The organism is Rhizobium sp. 05N430 (assembly GCF_056396985.1).
Window position 1 is genome coordinate 1 of record NZ_JBFTMO010000001.1, and the last position, 20,012, is coordinate 20,012.

Sequence of the window (20,012 nt, forward strand, 5' to 3'; positions counted from 1 at the left end):
GTCGAGGCGCCCTTCGGCTTCACCGGCAAACATCGAGATGCCCATCTCGCGGCAGGCGTCGAGCTCCACGGCCTTGCCGTCGAGCATCGACAGACAGCCGGAGACATGGAAGCCACCCATCGACACAGGAATGCCGGCAGCCCGAAAGGGGCGGGCGATATCGAGGGCGCGGGGATACTGGTTGGACTGCACGCCAATGAGACCGACCATGCCGAAATTGCCGTTGCGGGCAAGCAGTGACAGGAGTTCCGGAATATTGACCCGGGTGTTGGTCTCGTCGATCACCTTGATATCGATGCCGACACCTGGGCCGAGCACCTCGCGCTCGCCGCAGTCGGCGGCGATGCCGTAAAGCGCGGCCAGCGAATTTGAAGGGATCATCGCCCGCCACCAGCGGATCACGTAACCGTCGTCGTCATAGTGCGACGGTTTGATCAGGATGAACTGGAAGCGGCGCGCGCTCGATCTCGAAGGCAATGACACTGGCTATCTCACTTAATCCAATGGACTTGAAAATAAACACAGTTAACGGCGCCCGCTCCTTTCCGGAGCCTGCGCCTAACAATACTGCTTGGATGACGATCCCGGCGTCTCGCATGCAGATTGCAATGTCGTTTTTCACATGTGACCGGTTCACGGCGCTTCAAGGCCGCTTATCCGGATGTAAGCCGTCTCCTATGTTTTAAAACAAAAAGAGGCCGGAATATACCGGCCTCTTCGTGAATTCAGTATTCGGACAGACGCTCAGGCCTGTTCGCGGCGCTGGCCACCGCCGTTGCGCGGGCCCTTGCGGCGGATGCCGCCGGAGCCATCCTTGCGCTCGCCCTGGGCCTGCTGGCCTTCGCCATGCTTGCGGGCTGGACGGCCGTGGGCATTGCGGGCGCCGCCCGGATGATGGCGGTTTTCGCCGCCGCCATGGTGCGGACGCTGCGGCTTCTTGGCGGCAGGGCGGAAATCCGACGTCGTTGCGAGATCGTTGTCCGGGCCGAGGTCCGGAGCGACTTCGCCACGGCGCTGGCCGCGGAAGTCCTCGTTGCGCTGGGTCTGGCGTTCGGGACGGGGACGGCGCTCGCGGCGCTCCTCGCCACCGGCACGAACCTCGCCACCTTCACCTTCGCGGCGTGGGCGCTGCGGACGGTTTCCGCGGTTTTCGCCGCGGGGCTGCTCGCTGCGGCCTTCGCCTCCACGGGCCTGACGCTCGCCACCGCGATTGCGGTTGTTGCCATTGCCGTTGCCGTTTGCACGGCGCGGGGCGGCGCGCATGTCGGCCGGCGCTTCGCCGCTGGCAACGGTGATGCTGATGTTCATCAGCTTCTCGATGTCACGGAGCAGGCGGGCTTCATCCGGAGCGCAGAAGGCGATCGCGATGCCGTCACGGCCGGCACGGGCCGTACGGCCGATGCGGTGGACATAGGCTTCGGCGACTTCAGGCAGGTCGTAGTTATAGACGTGGCTGACAGCCGGAATGTCGATGCCGCGGGCGGCAACGTCGGTGGCGATCAGCGTCTTGATATCGCCGTCCTTGAAGGATTTGAGGGCGCGCTCGCGCTGGCCCTGGCTCTTGTTGCCATGGATCGAGGCGACCGAGTAGCCGACGGAATCGAGATGCTTCATCAGCTTCTCGGCACCATGCTTGGTGCGCAGGAAGACGATGGCGCGGCCATCCGGGTTCTGCGTCAGCGACTTCTTCAAGAGGTCGGTCTTGTCGTTCTTGCCGTTGACGAAGTGGACATACTGCTCGACCTTGTCGGCAGCCTTGCCCGGAGGCGTGACTTCGACGGTAACAGGATCGGTCAGGAAGTCGGCGGCAAGATCGGCAATCGCCTTCGGCATGGTGGCCGAAAACAGCATGGTCTGGCGCTTCTTCGGCACCATCTTGGAGATCTTGCGCAGGTCATGCACGAAGCCCAGATCGAGCATCTGGTCGGCTTCGTCGAGCACGAGGTAGCGCACTGCGGTCAGGCCGATGGCACGGCGGTTGACGAGGTCGAGCAGGCGGCCGGGGGTGGCGACGAGAATGTCGGTGCCCTTTTCAAGTTGCAGCTGCTGCTTGTTGATCGAGACGCCGCCGACGACGACGTTGATGCGCAGATGCGACTTGCGCAGGAAGTTCTTCAGGTTGACGGCGATCTGGTTCACCAGTTCGCGGGTCGGCGCCAGGATCAGCGTGCGGGTCGTGCGGTTGTCGGGGCGGCGCTCTTCGGGGATCAGCTTTTCGATGAGCGGCAGGCCGAAGGCAGCGGTCTTGCCGGTACCGGTCTGGGCGAGACCGATGAGGTCACGACCCTGGATGAGCAGAGGGATCGCCTTTTCCTGGATGGGGGTCGGCGTTTCGATGCCGAGCTGGAAAAGAGTGGCGACGATCGGCTTGGAGACACCAAGCGATTCAAAATTGGTCAAGTCATAACCTTTTCAGGGCGCGCCAAAACCAAATCGCCGGAGCGCGGAATGCGGCCCGGTGTTGTTCTGGCGTCAAGAACCCCGCGTGAAGTGGGAACTTGTCTTGTTGGAAAAAGCTTTCCAGCGCTTCTGCCGCGTCTTGGGATGCGGTCAATACGAAATGCGCTTTTGTCCTTCTTCCTGCTCCTATTTGCTGGCAGGGGCACGCTCACGCGGCGGCCGGAAGGTGAAAGCTGGGCTGCATTTGGTCTAGTTCGCGCTGAAAGTCAAGAGGCGATGGCTTTATGGCGATTGCGTGCCCATCGCCGGAGCGGCGACCGGCACCTCGATCATGTCACGGAGAAGCAGGATGGGGCCGCTGCCACTCACCCCATGATATCGTTCATGATCGCTGTAACCTCGGCCAATACGGCACCGGCATTGCCAGTGCCGCTACGCTTCTGCTCTTCCGCCCAGGCCGACTGCACGTCGCGATATTTGGCGGCTGTGCCAAAGCGCACGGGCTCGGCGGCCTCAAGAATTCGCACGGACGCCCCAGCGGTTTTCAGTTCCGCCAGTTGTGCATCGAAGCTGCGATCCATCACCGGGCCGAGAGCCCTGTACGACGTCTCTGCGGCGCGGGCGATCGCATCCTTGTCTTCCTGCGCGAGGGTGTTCCAGACGTCCTTGTTGATCGTCAGCATATAGAGGTGGCCGAGCCACAGATCCTTCGACACCAGCACGTTGGGCGCGGCTTCGTGGACCTTCAGCATGTAGCCGCTATCGACATTCACCATCAGGCCATCAAGCGTTCCGGCTTTCAAAGCATCATAGATTTCAGGTCCCCAATGCATGGTGACAGGGGTTGCTCCGGCATTGCGAAGGAAGTCCAGATGCCAGAAGCTCGCCGAACGCCATTTGCCGCCCTTTAAGCCATCGAGACCCGCCATCGGCTTGGTGCTGAAGAAGGCCACGGGATATCCGGTGCCGCAGAAAAGCGGAACGATGTTGTTTTTCTCCAGCTCCGCGGGGAAGGCCGGAACTTCGGCGTAGACGCGGCGGAAGAAATCGACCTGCGCGCTTCCGGCCGGGCCGGTTGGGAAACTCTTGAAAATCTGGTGCAGCGGCAATTCCTTGGCTGTGTATTCCGGCACGACGGTCGCCATGTCGGCCTTGGATGTGCTGACCGCACCGAGCGCGTCATAGGCAGCAGCGATCTCACCGTTCCAGTGATCCTCGATCTTCAGCCGCCCGTTCGATTCCCGTTCGATTGCCGGGAACAGCACATCCTTGAGAAACCGGGTGCGCATTCCGCCGAGCGGCTCGTGATCGCTGAACGTCAGGACGCGGGGCGAGGCGGCCTGCTGGGCCGAGGCATTCGACGGCAAGGATGCCATGGCCGCGCCTGCGGCCGTGGCGAGGAACAGCCTGCGGCTGATGCCGTTTTCGCCTGTGGTCATCTGGTTCTCGATCATCGCGATGCTCTTTCCTTGTCTCTGATGCTGCCGGGTGAGGTGCCGTTTGCTTGACCCTCACGTCAGCCGCAAATATACCTGAAGGATCCTTCAGTTCGGTATTCGCATTTGGAAAACGCCATCCCATCACGGTTGAAGCCGAGGAAAGCGCCGGTGCAGGCACGATCGGGCGCGACGGTCGAGACCATTCACGAGGCAGCCATTCAGGTTTTGCTGACGGGTGGATTGGCGCTGTTTACGACAACGCGGGTGGCCGAGCGTGCCGGTGTCTCCGTCGGCACCCTCTATCAATATTTCCCCAACAAGCAGGCGCTGCTCTTCGCAATTCTGCTGCGCCATTTCGAACAGATCGCCGAGGCGATCGAGGCCATATCGGGTGACGGAAAGCCGATTGCAGCGATCGCGGAAGATATTGCGGATGCCTATGTCTCGGTGAAACTCGCGCGTCCCGACGCCACCACCGCGCTCTACCGGGTGGCCGGCGCGATCGACCAGTTCAGGATGTCGGCCGATGTGCTGAAAAGGCTGGAGGCTGCGGTCGTCAGGCTCCTGACCAATGCGGCTGATGCATCCTTTTGCCAGGCGGAGAAGACGGCCTTCACGCTGCTTTCCTCGCTGGCGGGGCTATCGAGGGGCAGCTTCGGAAAGCTGGCGGTGGCCGACGATGCGCTTGACGGGCTCGGTGCGGAGGCACGCCTGCTGTCGGCCGCCTATCTGCAGGCGGCTGCGGAGGCCTGATTTTCGGCGCTGCGTTTGCGGTTGGAGCCTCGCTGAGGCAGAATGCGGTAGACGAAGAGGAGCGGCATCGATGATGATCGGATCATGTCATTGCGGCAAGGCGCACTGGACGCTCAAGGGTGATCCGGGATCGATCACAGCCTGCAACTGTACGCTCTGCCGCCGCTACGGGACGCTCTGGGCTTATGATTATGAGGGCGAGCGGGTTGCCGTCAGCGGACCCACGGCGTCCTATACGCGCTCGGGAATAGACAAGTCGCCGCTGGAGATATTGTTCTGCCCTGCCTGCGCCTGCGTTCTCGTCTGGCGCGGTCTGGTATTGGAGCCGGACGGGCGGCGGCGGATGGCGGTCAATGTCAGGCTCGCGCCGCCGGAGGCGGTGGAAGATCTGGCGATCGACCATTTCGACGGGCTGGTGACCTTCACCGATCTGCCGTCGAAAGGGCGCTGCGTGCGCGATCTCTGGTTTTAGAGAGAAGACGGCGCCGCCGGGAGGAAGCGGCGCCGCAATTCACTCAGCGTCTGCAGACTTCGATCCGGTAGGGCTGGCCCCAGCGGTCATAGCGCCATGCCGGATGGCAATAGCGCGGGGCATAATAAGCCGGATAGGCCGGTGGCGGGTAATAGGCATAGGCCGGCGGATAATAGGGGCGCGATGCGATCGCGCCGCCGACCACGCCGCCAACGACGCCTCCGGCAACGCCGCCCCAGAAGGCGTTGCCGCCGCGGGCATTGGCAGTTCCTGTGGTGGCGAGGGTGGCGCCGGCAAAGGTCAGCGCAATCAGGCCCGCCGCCATGGTCTTATGAAGAACGGACATGTCGAATTCCTTTCATGGACAAGGCTCGTCTTGAAGCCATGGTCAGAATCCGCCCCGATCGCGGCGCGTTGATGGTCGCGCAAGCGCCTGCGGGATTAAATTTTCTCCATGATTCCAAGGGCGCGGGGCAACGAAGCAGCCGGAAAAGAACAAGCAATGGCAAATAGATGAGACGTCCGGCTGGTCTTCTGATTCAACTTTAACATCGCTTTTGGCGCCCGGCGCTCGCGCTCTAAGATTTTATGGTTAAAAGCTTGTTAAGCGGCTTGGCATTATGGTTGCAGTCGTGAATATTTCATTCACAGCGGGAGTGGACGCTTTTTGACATCGGCAGGTAACCTTCTGGAACTGGCATGCAGCCGGATCGCGGATCTGGATACCCCTGCTTATGTCAAGAATAGCGAGCTTCGCTACGTTGCCGTCAACGAAGCCTATGCGCGCTTCTTCGGCATGGAGATCTCCGATTTCATCGGCCGCCGCAGCCGCGAGGTGCATGATCGCCCCGAGGAAGAGGAGCGCGAGGACAAGGAGCGCCGGGCGCTGGTCTTCGGTACCGAGGAAAATGCCATCTGTTTCGACCGGCCGGGGCAAGGCCACGAGCGCGTCCAGATCGAAAGTTTCATGCCGTCGGAAGACCGGGCCTATGTGCTCGGCATCTTCGAGAAGCGGCCGCAGCCCCGCCGCGCTGTTTCCACCGGGCCGGATCAGGCGCTGCTGGCCGATTTCGAGCGGGTGCGTACCGCCCTCGAAACGCTCGATCACCCGATCGGCGTCTTTGCCGCCGATGGCCGCCCGCTTGTCGTCAATTCCGCCTATCGCGGCGGTGCGCGGCCGCCCAGCGAAAAGGGCTGGCACGAAAGCGTTGCCGAACTCGATCTTCTGCGCACGATCATGGAGGATCTGCCGGTCGCCGCTTTCGTGCGCGACGAGGCCCACCGGCTCGTCTATGCCAACCAGTATTACGAGACCTTCACCGGGCACGAGCGCTCGAAGGTGCTCGGCCTCACCGAATTCGAGATGTTCGGCGAAGAGAGCGGACGCGGCATCTACGAAGAGAATATGCTGGCGCTGAAGAACGGTTCGCTAACGGAGATCGAAGGCCGCGTACCGAGCACCGACGGCAAATCCTACCCCATCCTGTCGCGCGTCAACCGGGTGCAGACCCCTGACGGCAAGTTTTACGTCTTTGGCTCCTTCTCGGATATCTCGCCGCTCAAGGAGCGCGAAGCTGAGATCATCAATTCCCAGCAGCATGCAGAAGTGCTGCACCGGGATATCGAAAGCATCCTGCGCTCGCTGCCGGTCGGCGTGCTGATCCTCGATAACAAGCTCGATATTCTCTACGTCAACGACGAGTTCTATACGATCAGCGATCTGCCGATCGAGGACCGTTTCGACGGCCGGCCATTTCTCGATGTGATCCGCCGCAATCACGAACTCGGGCGCTATGGCTACAGCCAGACGCCGGAGGAAGTGCTGGAAACGCGGCGCCACCATTTCACCGCCGAGGGCGATCCGGAGCCGGTAGAGCTCAACTGGTCGGGCGGCAAGTCGATCATCTTCGACAGCCGGCGGATTTCCGACGACCGCATCCTGCTGACCTATTCCGATATCAGCACCATCCGCCAGCGCGAGCAGGAAGTGCATGACGCACGGGCGGCGATCGAGACGCTCGGCGAATTGATGCGCGATGCAACGCGGGCGATGCCGCAGGGGCTGGCGATCGTTCAGGATGGCATCATCCAGCTATCTAATGAGGCGCTGGTGCCGGTGCTGCAGATCCCTGCCGAATATCTCGCCGCAGGGCGTGGCTGGATCGATCTCTTCAATTTCTGCGCCGAGCGCGGCGATTTCAACGGTTCGGCCGCCGATACGCTGCATTACTGGCGCAGTTCCATCGCCGCGCGTGAGCCGATCATCACCGTCTTCCATATCCTCGGCGAGCGCTGGGTGAACATGGAGGCGACGATCAGCGAACGCGGCCACTGGATCGCGCTGTTCACCGACGTCACCGAGATGAAGCAGCGCGAAGGCGAGCTGCAGCGGCTCTTGTCGCGGGCCGAAGCCGCCGACCGCGCGAAATCGGAATTCCTCGCCAATATGAGCCACGAGATCCGCACGCCGATGAACGGTGTTCTCGGGATGGCCGAGCTGATGGCGAAGACCGATCTCGACGCGCGGCAGAAGACCTTCATCGATATCATCGTCAAATCCGGCAATGCGCTGTTGACGATCATCAACGACATTCTCGACTTCTCGAAGATCGATGCCGGGCAGATGAAGCTGCGCAAGGCGTCGTTCGATCTCGTCGAGGCGGTCGAGGACGTCGCAACGCTCCTGTCGTCGCAGGCGGCGGAGAAGGATCTGGAGCTTCTGGTACGCGCTGATCCCAACCTGCCTGCCGCGGTCATCGGCGATGCCGGGCGGTTCCGGCAGGTCGTCACCAATCTGGTCGGCAACGCCGTGAAATTCACCGAGAAGGGCCATGTCTTCGTCGATATCGGGTTCCGGCAGGGATCGGATGGTGAGGTGATGGTCGAGCTCCGGATCGAGGATACCGGCATCGGCATTCCGGCCGAAAAGCTGCAATCGGTGTTCGACAAATTCTCGCAGGTCGATTCCTCCTCGACACGGCGCCATGAGGGAACCGGTCTCGGGCTGGCGATCACCGCCGGGCTCGTCGATCTCTTCGGCGGCTATATCCATGCCGAGAGCGACGCGGGTAAGGGTTCGGTCTTCACCGTCAATCTGCCATTCGCGGTCGCTGCTGCGAAACTCGATCCGAAGCCGCTGCCGGTCAATGTGCGCGGCGCCCGCATTCTCGTTATCGACGACAACGAGGTGAACCGCGCGATTCTCAGCGAACAGCTGACGCTCTGGGGCTTCGACGGCGTGGCGGCCGAAAGTGGCGCGACGGGTATTGCCATTCTGGAGGCTGCGCATCAGGTCGGCGTCGAGGTCGATGCGCTGGTGCTCGATTATCATATGCCGCGCATGAACGGCGCCGAAGTGGCGCGCCGCCTGCGCGCCGATCCGCGCTTCGAGAATCTGCCGATCATCTTCCTGACATCGATGGATATTTCGGGCTCCGAGAAGGAGTTCGCGGCGCTGAACGGCCAGGCGCATCTGATGAAGCCGGCGCGCGCCAATCTGCTGCGCGGCACGATCGTCGAGGTCGTCCGGGCCAAGCGCGTGAAGCAGGCTTCGGAAACCGAGCTCGCACGGCTGCAGGCGGAAGCGCAACTCAAGGAGCCGGAGTTCGAGGAACCCGTGCGCGAGGAGCCTCGGCGCAAGGCCGAGTTCGTCGATGTGCTGGTAGCCGAGGATAACGAGGTCAACCAGATCGTCTTCACGCAGATCCTGCAGGGCACTAACCTCAGCTTCCTCGTGGTCAACAACGGCCAGGAAGCGGTCAATGCCTGGGAAACGCATTCGCCACGCATCATCATGATGGACGTGTCGATGCCCGTCCTGAACGGCCACGATGCGACGCGGGCGATCCGGACCCGCGAGCGCGGGCAGGGGCATCGCGTGCCGATCATCGGCGTGACCGCGCATGCGCTGGAAAGCGACCGCGAGCTTTGCCTCGATGCCGGGATGGACGACTACATGTCGAAGCCGATCAGTCCCGAATTGCTGGAAGAGAAAATCCAGCTGTGGCTAGGCAAGACCGAGCCGGTGCCGGGCCGCTCCGGCCTATAGGTCCTTGGGGCCGCAGAGCATTTCGCGCTTTCCCGCAAAGCCCTTGCGACGCTCGACGGCAAAGCCTGCAGCGACAAGATTGCGCCGGACGAATCCCGCCGCCGCATAAGTGGCGAAGCTGCCGCCCGAAACCGTCTTCTCGCAGACCAGCCGCATCAACTCTTCCGACCACATGTCGCCATTGCGCGATGGCGCGAAGCCATCGAGATACCAGGCATCGAAGCGCGGCTCGGCGGCCTTCACGCCGTCTAACGCAGCGCCGCAGACGACACTGAGGCGGGTCTGCGGATCGAGATCGAGGCTGACGGTGCCGGTTGGTGCATCCGGCCAGACGGACGTCAGCCCATTGCGTTCGGCATCGATCTCGGGCCAGTGCGACAGGGCGCGGTGGATCTCCTCGCGCTGCATCGGATAAAGCTCGAAGGATATGAAGTGCAGATGCTGGCCGTCGCTGCGCTGTAGCCTCCACTGCCGCCAGGTCTCGGCGAAGTTCAGGCCTGTGCCGAAGCCGAGTTCGCCGATCAGAAAACTCTGCTTTTCAGCCCAGCGTTCCGGCAGGCCGTTGCCTGCGAGGAAGACGTGGCCGCATTCCAGGCGGCCGTCGGTCTGGCAATAAAAGTGGTCGCCAAAGGCCTGCGAATAAGGCATATCGCCGTCTCGCCATTCGAGCGGCTGGCTGTTGTTGCCAATCTGATCGGGATCGATATCTGTCATGCCACAAGCCGATAGTCCGGCTCTTCTCTCCGGTCAATCCGCCGATCTCCTGATCGCCGGCGGCGGCATCATGGGTCTGTGGGCGGCGGTTCACGCCGAGCGGCTGGGCATCGATACGTTGCTGATCGATGCCGGGCGGATCGGGCAGGGTGCCAGCGGCGGTCTGCTCGGCGCGCTGATGCCGCATATGCCGGACAAATGGAATGCCAAGAAGCAGTTCCAGTTCGATGCGCTTGTCAGCCTTGAAGGCGAGATCGCCGTTCTCGAGGCGGCAACCGGGCTTTCGGCCGGCTACCGGCGCTCCGGCCGTCTTATCCCGCTGCCGAAGCCGCATCTGAAGACCATTGCGCTCCGCCACTCCGCCGATGCCGAGACCAACTGGAATCAGCAGGGACGGGCGTTTCACTGGCATGTTAGCGATGCGCCACCTGTTCAGGGCTGGATAGACGCGGCAGCAGGCGAGAGCGGCTTCGTTCACGATACGCTGGCCGGTCGGGTGGCGCCGCGCGCGCTGATCGCCGTCCTCCGGGCGTTCCTGATGCGGGCGAAGCATGTTCGGCTTCTGGAGGAGGCGGCGCTCGACAGCCTTGATACAGGGGCGCGGATTGCCGTTATCGGCGGCCGGAGCATCGGCTTCGGCGATTGCATCATTGCCGCCGGGCACGGATCGTTCCCAATCCTTCAGCGCTTCACGCCCGATTTGCCGCAGCCGCTCGGGCAACCGGTGAAGGGGCAGGCGGCGCTGTTGAAAGCCGATGTCGATCCCGCAATGCCGACGATCTTCCGCGACGGGCTCTATATCGTCGCGCATGAGGGCGGGCATGTCGCGGTCGGCAGCACCAGCGAGAACAGCTTTGCGGAACCGTTGTCCACAGATGCGCTACTCGATCCGCTTATTGCCGCTGCGCGCGAGATGGTGCCGGTGCTCCGTGATGCGCGCGTTATCGAGCGCTGGGCGGGGCTGCGGCCGAAGGCGATCGACCGCGATCCCATGGTGGGGCCGCACCCGCTTCATGCGCATCTGCATGCGCTAACCGGCGGTTTCAAGGTCAGCTTCGGCCTGGCGCATCGGCTTGCCGAAGCTGTCGTTGCACCAATTGCAGGCGAAAAGCTCTCCTTCGACCTGCCTGAAAGCTTCGCGCTTTCGAGCCATATCACGGCCGCTTCACGCTAAACGTGAATTCGTCCAGAGTATATTTCGTTATTCTGTCATGCAAATCACCTATCTGCTTGCGCATCGACGGCGCCGGATTCGGCCGTGCGCCGCATTCTCAGATGGAGGAAATCGCATGCGCTATGCCATTTGCTTCACGCCTTCGCCGAGCGATCCGCTCAGCCATGTGGCGGCCAATTGGCTTGGCCGTAACGTTTTTTCGGGCGAGATGCTGGAGCCGCCGGCCGTTCGCGGTCTCGGCATTCACGAAATCGCCTTCCACACGGCCGTGCCGCGCCGCTACGGCTTTCATGGCGTGCTGAAAGCGCCGTTCCACCTCTCCGCGGAGGTATCTGAAGCGCAACTACTGCGGGAATTGATGCGCTTTTCCGGCACGTTCCAGCCGTTCAGCGTGCCGCGCATCGAAGTGGCGCGGCTCGGAAACTATTACAGCCTGGTTCCGACGTTGCCATGCGAGAATGTCCGCTATCTCGCATCGTCGATCGTTCAGCATTTCGATGGCTTCCGGGCGCCACTTTCGGAAGCCGATATCGAGCGGAGTGATCCCGACGGTTTGTCGGCGGCGCAGTTCACGAATCTACACCGCTGGGGCAACCCCTATGTGATGGACGAGTACCGGTTCCACATGCCGGTGACCGGCCCGGTCAATGTTGTCGACATGCCGCGCATCGAACAGGCGCTGCGTGGCATCTTCGAGCCGGTGCTGGCAGAGCCGATCGCCATCTCCAATATCGCGCTGATGATGGAAGAGGGCATGGGCGGGCCGTTCCGCGTTCACTCGCTGCATCCGATGGGCAAGGTCAGCGCCCGGAAGATCGCCTGATCACTTTTGTTCAAGAAGCGGCTGTGGAAAACTGCTATATCGGCGCGATGCAGAATATTTCCCAGGAACAGGCGACTGTTGCCATGCCGCTCGCCGGGGCGGAGACGACCCGCTTCTGGCGCGACCGGCGCTTCGACGGCATGGAATGCCTGAGCGCGACGTTCCTGACCCACGAGTTTGCGCCGCATGCGCATGACACGTTCAGCATCGGCGCCATCGAGAGCGGCAGCCAGATCGCCACGATCCGCGGTGCGCGCGAGGCCTCCGGTCCCGGCGATCTCTACCTGATCAATCCCGGCGAGACGCATGACGGTGCGCCAACGGATGGCGGTTACCGCTACCGGATGATCTATCCTGACATGGCACTGTTCCGGGAAATTCTTGAGGACGTGACCGGCCGGGCCTTCCACGGCACGCCGGCCTTTGGCAAGCAGATCCTCCATGATCCAAAGCTCGCCAATGCCTTTCTGGAGGCGCATCGGACACTGGAGACGGGGGCCGGGGCGCTGGAGACCGGGCAGGGCATGTTCCTGGTGCTGGACGCGATGTTCCGCCAGCATGGCAGCTCGATCATCATTCCTGTCGATAGCGCCGAACGGTCGGCGGTGCGCCGGGCGCGCGACTATTTGGCGGAGCAATATGAAAGCGATATCGGTCTCGAAGAGCTCGCCGCTATCGCTGGTCTCAGCCGTGCGCATCTGATCCGCGCCTTTCGCAAGGAATTCCACATCACGCCGCATGCCTTCCTCACAGATGTCCGCGTCAGGATCGCCCGGCGGAAGCTGCAGGCAGGCGAACAGCCTGCGGAGATTGCGCTCGAATGCGGCTTTGCCGATCAGGCTCATTTCACCCGGCATTTCAAGGCCCGCACCGGACTGACGCCCGGCCAGTACCGCGCCCGGTAATCACTTTCGTTCAAGACGGCGTTTTTGCGCCGCTTTATGACCTCCGCAGCAAGCGGAGTTTTGAATGTGAAAAAGAATGAATTCTGGGCGGAATTTTCCGGCGGTATGCGGGCGATCGCACCGCTGATCGCCGCCGTCATCCCGATCGGCCTGGTCTTCGGCGCAGTCGCTGCCACCAAGGGGCTGTCGCCGCTTGAGACCGGCCTGATGAGCGCGCTGGTTTTTGCCGGCGGGTCGCAATTCGTGGCGATGGATATCTGGACGCATCCGGCTTCCTGGGCGGGGCTGGGCTTCGCGGCGCTGCTCGTCAACATCCGCCACGTGCTGATGGGCGCTTCGATCGGCTCGAAGATGCAGGCCTTTCCGCCGCGTGCCCGTTATTTCTCGGTGCTGTTCCTCGCCGACGAGATCTGGGCGATGGCCGAATTCCGGGCCGGTATCGCGCGGCTGACGCCGGCCTGGTTTGCTGGGCTTGCCACGCCATTTTATCTGACATGGCTGCTGTCCAGTCTCGCGGGGGCAACACTCGGCGCCTTCCTCGGTAATCCCGTCACTCTGGGCCTCGATTTCGCTTTTCCTGCGGTCTTCATCGTGCTGGTCATGGGTTTCTGGAAGGGACCGGAGACCGGTGCGGTCCTGTTCGCCAGCGGTGCGGCGGCCGTCCTGACGCAGCATTTCATCCCCGGTGTATGGTACATCGCCGCCGGCGCATTGGCCGGGCTTGCCGCTGCGATGGTCAGCGGCAAGCGCCGCGTGGAGGTGACGCCATGACGCTCGATTTCTCGACATTGCTTGCCATCCTGGCGATGGCGGCGGCAACCATTCTGACGCGCGTCAGCGGTCTCTTCCTCATTCGCCATGTGTCGCTCGACGGCAGCAGGCGCAAGGCGATCGAATCCATTCCACCGGCGGTGCTGATGGCCGTCGTCGCGCCGACAGCCTTTGCGACCGGGATTGCCGAGACCATCGCCTGCGCCGTCACCGCGCTAGCAGCGCTTCGCTTGCCAATGCTGGCGGCCGTCGCATCGGGCGTCGTCTGCGTCGCGGTCCTCAGGGCGATCGGGCTTAGCTGAGTGATTTCGTGAGAGACTTTCTCGATTTCCGTGAAAGTCTCTTTCGCATTTCCGGCTCGACTTTCGCTCCCCGGGTGCTACCGTTTCGCCTGTCCTCGAGAAGGTGATTTTATGGCATCCGATACCTATCCGCGCAATCTGATCGGCTACGGCCGCAAAACGCCCGATCCGAAATGGCCGGGCGGCGCGCATGTCGCCGTTCAATTCGTCATCAACTACGAGGAAGGCGGCGAGAGCTGTATTCTCGATGGCGATCCGGCCTCGGAGAACCTGCTGTCGGAAATTGTCGGCGGTGCTGCCTGGCCGGGACAGCGCAACCTCAATATGGAATCGATCTATGAGTACGGCTCGCGCGCCGGTTTCTGGCGGCTGTGGCGGCTGTTCACAGAACTCAAGGTGCAGGCAACCGTCTATGGCGTGACGCTGGCCATGGCCCGCAATCCGGAAGCCGTCGATGCGATGAAGGAAGCGGGATGGGAGATTGCCAGCCACGGCTATCGCTGGCTGGAATACAAGGATTTTCAGGAGGATCTGGAGCGCAAGCACATCCTGGAAGCCGTGCGCCTGCATACCGAACTGACCGGCGAGCGGCCCTACGGCATGTACCAGGGCAAGCCTTCGGACAACACGCTGCGGCTCGTCCAGGAAGAGGGCGGCTTCCTGTATTCGTCGGACTCTTATGCCGATGATCTGCCGTTCTGGGTGAATGGCGCGGATGGCAAGCCGTTCCTGATCATTCCCTATACGCTCGAGACCAACGACATGCGCTTTGCCACCCCGCAGGGTTTCAATTCCGGCGACCAGTTCTTCACCTATCTGAAAGACGCTTTCGACACGCTCTATGCGGAAGGCAAGGAGGGTAGCCCGAAGATGATGTCCGTCGGGCTGCATTGCCGCCTCGTCGGCCGTCCGGGCCGTGCCGCGGCGCTGAAGCGCTTCATGGAATATGTGTTGTCCCACGAGAAGGTCTGGGTGCCGCAGCGCATCGAGATCGCCAGGCACTGGCACGAGCATCACAAGCCGGAGACAATCTGATGATCGCGCGAGAGGAATTCGTCACCCGCTTCGGCGGCGTCTTCGAGCATTCGCCGTTCATCGCCGAGCGCGCCTATGACGACGGCTTCATCCACGGCGAACTGACGGCCGACCGTGTTCACACGCCGATGGTGGCGATCTTCCGGGCGGCGAGCGAGGAGGAGCGCCTCGGCGTGCTGCGCGCCCATCCCGATCTCGCCGGACGTCTGGCAATCGCGGGTGAATTGACAGAGGACAGCAAGAAGGAACAGGCGGGCGCTGGGCTCGACCGGCTGAGCGCGGCGGAACACAAGCGTTTCACCGAGCTCAACAACGACTACACCGAAAAATTCGGCTTCCCTTTCATCATTGCGGTCAAGGGTCTGAACAAGGACGATATCCTCTCAGCCTTCGAGAAGCGGATCGGTAACAGCCGCGAGGACGAGTTTTCGACGGCCGCCAGTCAGGTTGAGAAGATCGCGCTTCTGCGTCTGAACTCCATGCTTCCGGAGCGCTAATGACGCGGAATTCTTTCCTCGCCGTTCGCGCTCGCCTATAGTCACAGTTGCAGGAGACGGTGCAATGAGGCCATCGGAAGTGCTGGAGAAGAACAGGCAGGCGATCCGGGACGCAACGAAGCGTTTCAACGCGGCGAACCCGCGTGTCTTCGGCTCGGTGGCCCGCGGCGAGGACCGGGCCGATAGCGATCTCGATATTCTCGTCGATGCGCTGCCGGGGACGACGCTGTTCGATCTCGGCGGGTTGCTGGAGGAATTGCAGGATATCCTTGGCGTCAAGGTGGACCTCGTCACACCAGGCGGGCTGCCCGACAAGATCAAGGCTCGCGTTCTCTCGGAAGCATCCGACATATGAACAATGAGCGGCTTGTCGACCATATGGACCGAATGCAGGCGGCAGCGCAGACGGCGTTCGATCTGACCGAAGGGATGAGCGAGGCGCAGTTCCTCGCCGATGTCCGCACTCAGCTTGCCGTGACAATGTCGCTAGTCTTGGTCGGCGAGGCAGCAGCACGGATATCGGCGATCGAACCCGGATTTTCGCAAAACCATCCGGAGATTCCGTGGACACGGATCAAGGGCATGCGCAACCTGATCGTCCATGATTACTACAGGGCGGAACTGCCGGTGATCTGGCAGACTGCAAGAACTGCGTTGCCCGAGCTTGTTACCCAACTTGAAAACATCCGCCATTGGCGGGCACAAGGCGAATGACAATGCCAGACTACCTCGACATCCAGCCCCTCACCAAAGCCGCCTTCGCGCCCTTCGGCGATGTCATCGAGGCCGATCCGTCGACGATGCGTTATATCAACGGCGGCACGACCGAACGGTTTCATGCGCTTGCGTCTGCCGAAGCAGCAGGTGAGGGCGCGCGCGTCATCATCAATCTTTTCCGTGGCCAGCCGCGCGCCTTTCCCTATGAGGTCGGGATGATGGAGCGCCATCCTTTCGGCAGCCAGAGTTTTTCGCCGATCTCGAACTTGCCGTTTCTCGTCGTCGTCTCGGAGGATGAAAATGGCCGGCCGGGACGGCCACAGGTGTTTTCTGCGCGCGGTGATCAGGGCGTGAACTACAGACGCAATGTCTGGCATCACCCGCTGATGTCGCTCGGCGAGCCGAGCAGCTTCATCGTCGTCGATCGCGACGGGACCGAAAACAATCTGGAAGAATTCTTCTTCGCCAAGCCCTTCATCATCAGAGAGCCAGCCCTATGACCGGACTGACCACCCACGTCCTCGATACCGCCCTCGGCAAGCCGGCCGAGGGTTTGCGCATCGATCTGTTTTCGGTCGAAGGCGATCTGCGCAAGCTTCTCAAGACGGTCGAGACCAACGCTGACGGACGCGTCGATGGCGGGCCTATCCTGAGTGGCGAGAGCTTCGTCGTGGGAACTTACGAGCTGCTGTTTCACGCCGGCGACTATCTGAGAGGTTCAGGAACAGCGCTGCCGCATCCGGCCTTTCTCGATCTCGTGCCGATCCGCTTCGGGATCGCCGATACGACAGCGCATTACCACGTGCCGCTGCTGATCTCGCCCTACGGCTATTCCACCTATCGCGGCAGCTGAGCCATGCGGTTTGCGGCGATCGCCGATATCCATGGCAATGCGCTGGCGTTGGAGGCGGTGCTCGCCGATATTGCGGCACTTGGCATCAGCGACATCGTCAATCTCGGCGACTGCTTCAGCGGCCCGCTCGAAGCCGGAAAGACCGGCGACCGGCTCTTGCCGCTCAATCTGCCGACGGTGCGTGGTAATCACGACCGATATCTCATCGAGTTCGCGCCGGAGCAGATGTTCACCTCCGATGAAGCCGCCTATCACGATCTCAGCCCACGCCATCTCGACTGGCTGCGGACGCTTCCGCCCGAGCTTATCTATCGCGACGAGGTCTATCTCTGCCACGCAACCCCTGATGACGATAATCTCTACTGGACGGAAACGGTCTCGCCTGAGGGCTATGTCCTCTTGAAGGCACAAGCGGAGATCGAGGCGCTGGCCGAGGGCATCGACCTGCCGCTGATCCTCTGCGGCCACACGCACCTGCCGCGAGCGATCGCACTCTCCGGCGGCCGGTTGCTCGTCAATCCCGGCAGCGTCGGCTGCCCGGCCTATGACGACGATCTTCCCTATGCCCACAAGGTGGAAAGCGGTCATCCGCTGGCAAGCTACGCCATTCTGGAGAAGACCGCGCTTGGCTGGATCCCGATCTTTCGCTCGGTTGCCTACGACAACATGGCGATGTCGGCGCTCGCCAAAGCAAAAGGCCGCCCGGAATGGGCGGCCGGATTGGCGACGGGGCGGTTGTAGCCGCCGTCTCAGCTGTCGCTTTCGCTCGCTGGGCGGGGGCGGGCTGCTGCGGGCTCGGCATTCGGCTTCGAACCTTCGAGATTGCCGAGCAGCGAGGAAATAGCGTTATCGCCCTCGAACCCGGCTTCCTTCATCAGCTTGTCGAGGATCGGCTTGTTGGCCTGGTAGGCGAGCAGCTGCCCTGCAAGGCCTTCGCCCATGCCGATGCCTGAACCGCCGGCACCGGTGTTTCCGCCGCGGCCCAGCATGCCGCCGGTGTCGAAGATCCGGATGTCCGAAATCTTCTCGATCGGCTTGACGGCTTCGGCAAGCGCCGAGGGGATGATGCGGATGCGCTCGCGGGTGATTTCGAACTCGATGATGGCGGCGCTCAGCTTGTTGCGCGCGTCGTTCAGCAGTGCCTCGCTTTCGGCTTCGGCCTTGCCTGTTTCCAGAATGCCCTTGGCCTTTATGATGGCGGCGTCGGCCTCTGCGGTGGCCAGTGTCTTGATCGCTTCGGCCTGGTCGATCGCTGCCTGTTTCTCGGCTTCGGCGCCAACGGTCACCGCTGTTGCTTCCGTCTCGGCCTTCTTGCGGGCGTCGATGACGGCGATCTGCTTTTCGCGTTCGGCGATTTCAACGGCCTTGGCCGTGCCGACCTTTTCCTCTGCGGCGATAGCAAGCGCACGGGCCGCCTCTGCTGCAGCCTTGGCTTCGGACTCTTCGCGGCTCTTGTTGGCAACCGCGATGGCGCTTTCCTGGGCGACGATCTGCAGGTCGCGTTTGGCTTCGGTCTCGCGCTGCTGCACGGCGCGGGTCGCGTCGATATTGGCGCTCTCGCGAGCCTGCTTGGCCGACGCTTCGCGTTCGGCGATCGCTTGCTGCGAGGCGATACGCGCCTCTTCTTCTGCCCGTTTTGCGGCCTGCTCCTGCTGCGCGGTTTCGGCGCGCGTTGCCGCCGACTTGTTGGCGATGTCGCGTTCCTGGCTGAGTTCGGCTTCGCGCTTGGTCCGCTCGATGGCGAGCGACTGCTGGCGCGCTTCCAGATCCTTTTGTGCGATTGCCACTTCGGTATCGCGAACGATCTCGTTGCGCTCCTTCTTGCGGCTTTCGGTGATGCGCGTCAGCGCGGCAAGACCCTGCGCGTCGAAGAAGTTATTGGCGTTGAAATGCTTGATGTCGGTCTGGTCGAGGCGCGTCAGCGATACCGACTCAAGTTCGAGGCCGTTCGATTGCAGGTCGGCGCCGACGGCTTCCTGGACGGCCTTGACGAAATCCATGCGCTGTTCCTGAAGCGCGTCGAGGTTCATCGTGGCCGCGACCGAGCGAAGGCCATCAACGAATTTCGCTTCGATCAGCACGCGCAGCTGTTCGGCATCATTGGTGCGGTTGCCGAGCGTCTGCGCGGCGAGTGCGATCGAGGACCCATCGGGTTTGACGCGAACATAGAACTCGGCGCCGATATCGACACGCATGCGGTCCTTGGTGATCAGCGCGTCGCCTTCGCCGCGGCGCACTTCCAGGCGCAGGGTCTTGAGGTTGACGCGGGCGATCGAGTGGAAAATCGGCAGCACGACGGAGCCGCCATCGAGGACGACTTTCTGGCCGCCGAGGCCGGTTCGCACATAGGCTTCGTCGCGGCTGGAGCGGGTGTAGAGCGAGGCGAGCACGAAGCCAATGCCGAGAACAAGGACGATGCCTATTGCGGCGGGCAGTATGACGTCATAGATCATGAATTCTCTCCCAAAGATGATCTGGCCGTATCGAGAAGCTCGTCCGGCGCGAAAACGGCGATGAAGATGTCGGCTGCGCGATCGACCAGCAGAACCTTGGCACCGACGGCAAGCGGCGGCTGATCCTTGGCGGCTTTTGCGCGCAGCGAATGCCAGTTGCCGTGTGCGTCCTTCAACCGGACACGCCCCGGCAGGCCTTGGTCCAGCGGGCCGATGGCGACCTCTGCGGTGCGGCCGACGAATTCCGACAGATCGACGGCATAGGTCTCGTCGCGTGGCACGATCCGCGCCACCGTGCGGCTCGAGGCGCGCACCATCGGGGCTGCGAGCAGGACGGCCGGGATCGAAGCGGCAAGCGCCGGCAGAGGCGCCCAGAAAGCGCTGGCGATCGCCTGGATGACGAAGCCTGTCATCGAGAAGAAGCCGAGTATCAACAGGATCAGGATAAGGATCGGGACACCGCCGACATTCAGCCATGACAGCAGTCCTGTGACGCCCTCATGTCCATCGGTATGCGGCGCATGCGGCTTGCCGATCATCTCGCTGATCGAAAAGCCCAGCAACATCGCCAGAATTTCGATGGCCGTCAGGCCCGCGAGCATGACGGCGGCGATGGCGAAGGGCGTGCACTCGGGGGCGAAGAGCAGGCTCATGGG

21 protein-coding genes and 1 pseudogene are annotated in these 20,012 nt (G+C 62.3%); 15 read left to right on the forward strand and 7 right to left on the reverse strand.

The genetic code is table 11. The annotated features are described in order from the left end of the window. From AC1DJO_RS00005 to dctP, 3 genes and pseudogenes are all read right to left on the reverse strand, one after another. A pseudogene (locus AC1DJO_RS00005) lies at nucleotides 1-483 on the reverse strand (radical SAM protein); the annotation flags it as partial. 261 nt (nucleotides 484-744) lie between these two features. Continuing rightward, the gene (locus AC1DJO_RS00010; RefSeq protein WP_112537972.1) at nucleotides 745-2,400 is read right to left on the reverse strand and encodes a DEAD/DEAH box helicase; all 1,656 of its coding nucleotides are present in this window, start codon (nucleotides 2,398-2,400) and stop codon (nucleotides 745-747) included. A 365-nt stretch (nucleotides 2,401-2,765) separates the two neighbouring features. Then, entirely contained in the window at nucleotides 2,766-3,854 is a 1,089-nt protein-coding gene (gene dctP / locus AC1DJO_RS00015; protein ID WP_477968273.1) for a TRAP transporter substrate-binding protein DctP, read from the reverse strand. Nucleotides 3,855-4,007: 153 nt separating this feature from the next. On the opposite strand from dctP, the gene AC1DJO_RS00020 reads away from it, so the two are divergent. Together AC1DJO_RS00020 and AC1DJO_RS00025 are read left to right on the forward strand one after the other, a co-directional pair. Next, nucleotides 4,008-4,592, forward strand: a complete 585-nt coding sequence (locus AC1DJO_RS00020) for a TetR/AcrR family transcriptional regulator (protein ID WP_477968275.1) — start codon at nucleotides 4,008-4,010, stop codon at nucleotides 4,590-4,592. Between the two features lie 70 nt (nucleotides 4,593-4,662). Then, nucleotides 4,663-5,064, forward strand: a complete 402-nt coding sequence (locus AC1DJO_RS00025; RefSeq protein WP_477968277.1) for a GFA family protein — start codon at nucleotides 4,663-4,665, stop codon at nucleotides 5,062-5,064. Nucleotides 5,065-5,107: 43 nt separating this feature from the next. On the opposite strand, the gene AC1DJO_RS00030 is transcribed toward AC1DJO_RS00025, so the two are convergent. Then, nucleotides 5,108-5,410, reverse strand: a complete 303-nt coding sequence (locus tag AC1DJO_RS00030; protein ID WP_112390255.1) for a hypothetical protein — start codon at nucleotides 5,408-5,410, stop codon at nucleotides 5,108-5,110. Between the two features lie 321 nt (nucleotides 5,411-5,731). On the opposite strand from AC1DJO_RS00030, the gene AC1DJO_RS00035 reads away from it, so the two are divergent. After that, on the forward strand, nucleotides 5,732-9,112 hold the full coding sequence (locus tag AC1DJO_RS00035; protein ID WP_477968279.1) for a response regulator: 3,381 nt from the start codon (nucleotides 5,732-5,734) through the stop codon (nucleotides 9,110-9,112). Here AC1DJO_RS00035 and mnmC2 read toward each other — a convergent pair. Then, on the reverse strand, nucleotides 9,107-9,826 hold the full coding sequence (gene mnmC2 / locus AC1DJO_RS00040) for a tRNA (5-methylaminomethyl-2-thiouridine)(34)-methyltransferase MnmC2 (RefSeq protein ID WP_477968281.1): 720 nt from the start codon (nucleotides 9,824-9,826) through the stop codon (nucleotides 9,107-9,109). The genes AC1DJO_RS00035 and mnmC2 overlap by 6 nt on opposite strands. On the opposite strand from mnmC2, the gene AC1DJO_RS00045 reads away from it, so the two are divergent. From AC1DJO_RS00045 to AC1DJO_RS00100, 12 genes are all read left to right on the forward strand, one after another. Then, the gene (locus tag AC1DJO_RS00045) at nucleotides 9,825-11,000 is read left to right on the forward strand and encodes an NAD(P)/FAD-dependent oxidoreductase (protein WP_477968283.1); all 1,176 of its coding nucleotides are present in this window, start codon (nucleotides 9,825-9,827) and stop codon (nucleotides 10,998-11,000) included. The two genes, mnmC2 and AC1DJO_RS00045, sit on opposite strands and share 2 nt — an antisense overlap. A 115-nt stretch (nucleotides 11,001-11,115) precedes the next feature. After that, complete coding sequence (locus AC1DJO_RS00050; RefSeq protein ID WP_112390259.1) at nucleotides 11,116-11,823, forward strand: DUF1045 domain-containing protein; 708 nt, start codon at nucleotides 11,116-11,118, stop codon at nucleotides 11,821-11,823. A 47-nt stretch (nucleotides 11,824-11,870) separates the two neighbouring features. Then, nucleotides 11,871-12,728, forward strand: coding sequence for an AraC family transcriptional regulator (locus AC1DJO_RS00055; protein ID WP_477969187.1), 858 nt, complete (start codon nucleotides 11,871-11,873; stop codon nucleotides 12,726-12,728). 36 nt (nucleotides 12,729-12,764) lie between these two features. After that, on the forward strand, nucleotides 12,765-13,499 hold the full coding sequence (locus tag AC1DJO_RS00060; RefSeq protein ID WP_477968285.1) for an AzlC family ABC transporter permease: 735 nt from the start codon (nucleotides 12,765-12,767) through the stop codon (nucleotides 13,497-13,499). Beyond that, nucleotides 13,496-13,801: an AzlD family protein gene (locus AC1DJO_RS00065; RefSeq protein ID WP_112537966.1), complete on the forward strand. Its 306-nt coding sequence runs from the start codon at nucleotides 13,496-13,498 to the stop codon at nucleotides 13,799-13,801. Before AC1DJO_RS00060 ends, AC1DJO_RS00065 begins: the two co-directional genes overlap by 4 nt. Before the next feature lie 111 nt (nucleotides 13,802-13,912). Continuing rightward, nucleotides 13,913-14,836: an allantoinase PuuE gene (puuE, locus tag AC1DJO_RS00070; RefSeq protein ID WP_477968287.1), complete on the forward strand. Its 924-nt coding sequence runs from the start codon at nucleotides 13,913-13,915 to the stop codon at nucleotides 14,834-14,836. Beyond that, the gene (gene uraD, locus AC1DJO_RS00075; RefSeq protein ID WP_477968289.1) at nucleotides 14,836-15,333 is read left to right on the forward strand and encodes a 2-oxo-4-hydroxy-4-carboxy-5-ureidoimidazoline decarboxylase; all 498 of its coding nucleotides are present in this window, start codon (nucleotides 14,836-14,838) and stop codon (nucleotides 15,331-15,333) included. The genes puuE and uraD overlap by 1 nt, the downstream gene beginning before the upstream one ends. 64 nt (nucleotides 15,334-15,397) lie before the next feature. Next, entirely contained in the window at nucleotides 15,398-15,688 is a 291-nt protein-coding gene (locus AC1DJO_RS00080; RefSeq protein ID WP_477968291.1) for a nucleotidyltransferase family protein, read from the forward strand. A 32-nt stretch (nucleotides 15,689-15,720) separates the two neighbouring features. Beyond that, nucleotides 15,721-16,047 (forward strand): HepT-like ribonuclease domain-containing protein, encoded by a 327-nt coding sequence (locus tag AC1DJO_RS00085; RefSeq protein WP_477968293.1) that lies wholly within the window; start codon nucleotides 15,721-15,723, stop codon nucleotides 16,045-16,047. A 2-nt stretch (nucleotides 16,048-16,049) separates the two neighbouring features. Next, nucleotides 16,050-16,550, forward strand: a complete 501-nt coding sequence (locus AC1DJO_RS00090; protein WP_477968295.1) for an ureidoglycolate lyase — start codon at nucleotides 16,050-16,052, stop codon at nucleotides 16,548-16,550. After that, nucleotides 16,547-16,903: a hydroxyisourate hydrolase gene (gene uraH / locus AC1DJO_RS00095; protein WP_477968297.1), complete on the forward strand. Its 357-nt coding sequence runs from the start codon at nucleotides 16,547-16,549 to the stop codon at nucleotides 16,901-16,903. The genes AC1DJO_RS00090 and uraH overlap by 4 nt, the downstream gene beginning before the upstream one ends. A 3-nt stretch (nucleotides 16,904-16,906) precedes the next feature. After that, on the forward strand, nucleotides 16,907-17,644 hold the full coding sequence (locus tag AC1DJO_RS00100; protein WP_477968299.1) for a metallophosphoesterase family protein: 738 nt from the start codon (nucleotides 16,907-16,909) through the stop codon (nucleotides 17,642-17,644). 8 nt (nucleotides 17,645-17,652) lie between these two features. Here the strand turns inward: AC1DJO_RS00100 and AC1DJO_RS00105 are convergent, their stop codons facing one another. Both AC1DJO_RS00105 and AC1DJO_RS00110 read right to left on the reverse strand, forming a co-directional pair. Next, nucleotides 17,653-19,356: a flotillin family protein gene (locus tag AC1DJO_RS00105; protein WP_477968301.1), complete on the reverse strand. Its 1,704-nt coding sequence runs from the start codon at nucleotides 19,354-19,356 to the stop codon at nucleotides 17,653-17,655. Then, the gene (locus AC1DJO_RS00110; RefSeq protein WP_477968303.1) at nucleotides 19,353-20,009 is read right to left on the reverse strand and encodes an OB-fold-containig protein; all 657 of its coding nucleotides are present in this window, start codon (nucleotides 20,007-20,009) and stop codon (nucleotides 19,353-19,355) included. Before AC1DJO_RS00110 ends, AC1DJO_RS00105 begins: the two co-directional genes overlap by 4 nt. Nucleotides 20,010-20,012: the final 3 nt, after the last annotated feature.